General features: G+C 73.7%; 3 protein-coding genes. 1 reads left to right on the forward strand and 2 read right to left on the reverse strand.

Going from position 1 to position 2,860, the window contains the following annotated elements; translation table 11 throughout:
* Nucleotides 1-71 precede the first annotated feature (71 nt).
* On the reverse strand, nt 72-908 hold the full coding sequence (locus tag AB0J52_RS34730) for an ABC transporter substrate-binding protein (RefSeq protein WP_500187138.1): 837 nt from the start codon (nt 906-908) through the stop codon (nt 72-74).
* A gap of 25 nt (nt 909-933) precedes the next feature.
* Nucleotides 934-1,758, reverse strand: a complete 825-nt coding sequence (locus AB0J52_RS34735) for an ABC transporter substrate-binding protein (protein WP_500187140.1) — start codon at nt 1,756-1,758, stop codon at nt 934-936.
* Between the two features lie 151 nt (nt 1,759-1,909).
* Here AB0J52_RS34735 and AB0J52_RS34740 point away from each other — a divergent pair.
* Nucleotides 1,910-2,860 (forward strand): terpene synthase family protein (locus tag AB0J52_RS34740; protein ID WP_500187141.1); only part of this gene is annotated, 951 nt, incomplete at its 3' end.

A 2,860-nucleotide genomic window follows, 5' to 3' on the forward strand; every position in this document is an offset into this window, starting at 1 on the left:
CCAGCCGCCTGCGCCGCCTGCGGGTCAGGCCGCCGCGCGGCGCGGCGGCCTCGGGTGAGGTGGACGCCACGTCAGTGCCCCTCGGGCATGGGCCCGATCCACTTCTCGTAGATCGTCTTGTAGGAGCCGTCCGTGCGGGCCTGGGCGATGACGGAGTCGATGACGTCCTTCAGCCCGTTGTTCTTGCCCTTGCGGACGGCGAAGCCGTACTGCTCGCCGGTGTTGTAGTTGCCGGCGATGGCGTAGGCGGAGTTCGCCTGGTCCTTCAGCCAGCCCTGCACGACCGGGTAGTCCTCGACGATGACGTCGACCTTGCCGGTGCGCAGCCCGTTGAGCAGCGCCGCCGAGTCGTCGAACGAGACCGAGTCGATCTTCGCGCCGTGCACGAAGTCCTCGCCGGTGGTGGACGCCTGGGTGCCGACCTTGACCTTCTTCAGGTCCTCGACGGACGCGAACGTGGCGCCCTTCTTCGACATCGCGGCCTGGGTGGCGTCGAAGTACGACTTGGTGAAGTCGATGAACTTCGCGCGCTCGGGCTTGATGGTCATGCCGGCGGCGGCGACGTCGCACTTGCCGGCGTTCAGCGCCGCGCCCGTCTTGATGGTCTCGAACGGGGTGTCCACGACCTTCTGGGTGACGCCGAGCTTCTTGGCGACCAGGTCCATCAGGTCGACGTCGAAGCCGACGACCTTGCCGTTCTTCTCGAACTGGAACGGCGGGTACGGCAGGTGGGTGCAGGTCATGAGCTCGCCCTTCTTGACGAGCCTCGCGCCCTGCACGGTGGCGCCGCCGTCGTCGCCGCCGCACGCGGATGCGGTCGCGAGCACGAGGGCGACTCCCGCCGCCACCAGCGCCGGGAGTCGGGGAATGCGTCCGGACACGTGATCCTCCAGGGGGTTGTGATGCACGTGGAGACGATTTCTACCATGGTCATTACCGCCGGACGGTAGGTGACAGGCCGATCCACTTCGCGTAGACGCGCTGGTAGGAGCCGTCCGCGCGGGCCGCGTCGAGGGTCTGGTCGATCACCCGGACGAGTCCGGGGTCGCCGCCCTTGCGGACCATGAACCCGTACTGCTCGCCGGTTCCGAAGCGTCCGCGGGCCTTGAACGCGGTCGCGTTGGCGGGGTCGCGGAGCCAGCGCAGCGCGACCGGGTGGTCGGCGACGACGACGTCCACCTGGCGCGCGCGCAGCCCGTCGAGAAGCGCCTCCGGCGTCTTGTACGAGACGGTGGCGAGGTCGGCGTCGCGCAGGACCCGCTCGCCCTGCGTCGCCTGCAGCGTCCCGACGCGGAGGTGCGCGGCCTGGAGCGCGGCGGGCGAGGCGTAGGAGGGGCCCTTGCGTCCGACGACCATCTGGTAGACGTCGAAGTACGGCTTGGAGAAGGCGACGTCGGCGGTGCGCTCGGGCGTGATCGTGATGGCGGACGCCACGACGTCGCAGCGCTCGGCGGTGAGCGCCGACCCGGACTCCATCGGGGCGTACTGCGTCTCCCGCACCTTCAGCGGGACGCCGAGCCGCTTGCCGACCAGGGCCATCAGGTCGATGTCGAAGCCGGTGAACCGGCCGTCCCGGCGCTCCTCGAAGGGCGGGTTCGGGCCGTGCGTGCAGACGGTGAGCCTCGTCCGGTCGACCAGGGCCACGCCCTTCACCTCGCCCTGCCGCACGCCGCACCCGGCGGCGAGGGACGCCGCGGCCACCGCGGCGAGCACCGCCGAGGCGGCCTGCGGGACTCGGGAGAGGGGACGTCGGAACACGCTCTGCTCCTTGCGCACAGGGGATCTGGCACGACTATCCCACGGCCGCGGCGCGGCCCCGGACATCCCCGGGCGGCCCGTCCCGTTTCCCGAAAATTGACGTGGCGGTCGGCCGGCCGCGGCGCCGCCGATCACTAGCGTGGAGCGGGTCGTGGACGTCTCAACGCTGCTCTCGCTGACCGACCGGGTGGACTCGCTGGCCGCCCCGTCCACCATGCATCCGGGCGCGTGGCCGCTCGCCGGGCGGCAGGACGACTGGACCCGCGCGCACGGCCTGGTGCTCGGCGACCCGGACACCTCGCCGCTCGGCCGGGCCCGCTGCGACCGGCTCGCCGCGCGGCTGCTGCCGACCGCCGACCTCGACCGCGTCGAACTGCTCGCGCACTGGCTGACCTGGACGTTCGCGCTCGACGACACGCTCGACCGGCCGCCGCTCGCGGCGAGCGCGACCGCCGTCCGCGCGCTGTACGACGACCTGCTGGGCGCGGTCCGGCGCGGCGCGGCCCGGCCCGGCGCGCGCCCGCTGGAGAGCGCGCTCGGGGAGCTGTGGCGGCGGACGTCGGCGGGCATGAGCGCGGGGTGGCGGCGCCGGTTCCTGCTGCATCTGGAGTCGCACCGGACGGCCTGCGCCGGGGAGGCGGTGAACCGGCGCACCGGGCAGGTCCCGACGCCGGAGCGGTACCCGGCCGCGCGCCGGGCCGCGTGCGGGCCGCACCTGTTCGACGTGGTCGAGCCGGTGGTCGGGGTGGAGCTGCCGGCGCGGGTCCTGAACCTCCCGGCGTGGACGGCGCTCACCGAGGCCACCGCCGACACGCTGGCCTGGTGCAACGACCTGGCGTCCTTCCGCCGCGAGCGGGCGGGCGGCGACGTGCACGACCTCGTCGCGGTGCTCGCCGCCGCCGACGGGGTCGGGGAGGAGCAGGCCGCGCACCGGGTGATCGACCGGATCGCGCACCGCGCCGCCGGGCTCGCCACCGCGGCGCGGACGCTGGCGGACACGCTGGACCGGCTCGCCGCGCCCGAGGCGGAGCGGGCCGCCGCCGCGCGGGTCGCGGCCGTGCTGCTCGCCGCGCCGCGCGCGCACCTGGACTGGCTGGTCGAG

Origin of the sequence: Spirillospora sp. NPDC049652 (assembly GCF_040675125.1) — a bacterium.
In the GTDB taxonomy this organism is placed as follows: Bacteria; Actinomycetota; Actinomycetes; order Streptosporangiales; family Streptosporangiaceae; genus Spirillospora.